Source organism: Paenibacillus phytorum (assembly GCF_013141715.1).
Classification (GTDB): domain Bacteria; phylum Bacillota; class Bacilli; order Paenibacillales; family NBRC-103111; genus Paenibacillus_E; species Paenibacillus_E phytorum.
On sequence record NZ_WHOA01000175.1, the window covers coordinates 1 to 629 of the forward strand.

Annotated in this window: 5 tRNA genes; all 5 read right to left on the reverse strand. The window is 50.6% G+C overall.

The features are described from left to right. Window positions 1-30: 30 nt before the first annotated feature. The 5 genes from GC098_RS25690 to GC098_RS25710 all read right to left on the reverse strand — a co-directional run bounded on the left by GC098_RS25690 (window position 31) and on the right by GC098_RS25710 (window position 574). Window positions 31-107: transfer RNA gene (locus GC098_RS25690), tRNA-Met, on the reverse strand. Between the two features lie 53 nt (window positions 108-160). Next, a tRNA-Val gene (locus GC098_RS25695) sits at window positions 161-236 on the reverse strand. A 77-nt stretch (window positions 237-313) separates the two neighbouring features. Then, a tRNA-Glu gene (locus tag GC098_RS25700) sits at window positions 314-388 on the reverse strand. Window positions 389-403: 15 nt separating this feature from the next. Then, window positions 404-495 (reverse strand) — tRNA-Ser (locus GC098_RS25705). Between the two features lie 3 nt (window positions 496-498). After that, window positions 499-574, reverse strand: a tRNA-Asn gene (locus GC098_RS25710). Window positions 575-629 lie beyond the last annotated feature (55 nt).

Consider the following 629-nt stretch of genomic DNA (forward strand, 5'->3'; position numbering starts at 1 on the left):
GCTAAGTACATTATCTTCAGGTAAGAAGATTGGTTGCGGGGGCAGGATTTGAACCTGCGGCCTTCGGGTTATGAGCCCGACGAGCTACCGGGCTGCTCCACCCCGCGTCATTAAGCATATATGATGAATCCGAGTAAAGCAAGTCTTGCTTAAGGAATCATGGTGGAGGCTGACGGGATCGAACCGCCGACCCTCTGCTTGTAAGGCAGATGCTCTCCCAGCTGAGCTAAGCCTCCATGGGATGATGAATTTGGGCCCACGCAAAGTATTCGGATTAAGCTTCGTCAGCTTTACGTCACTTTGTGGGTATTATTGGTGACCCGTAGGGGACTCGAACCCCTGTTACCTCCGTGAAAGGGAGGTGTCTTAACCACTTGACCAACGGGCCTTACTAGAAAGATAGTGGCGGAGAGAGAGGGATTCGAACCCTCGAGACGCTTGTGACGCCTACACGATTTCCAATCGTGCTCCTTCGGCCAGCTCGGACACCTCTCCATATGGCTCCCCGAACAGGACTCGAACCTGTGACAACTCGATTAACAGTCGAGTGCTCTACCAACTGAGCTATCAGGGAATAGAAACAATGTTTACTTCAAGGATTTATTCCTTGAAAACTAGATACGAAACTT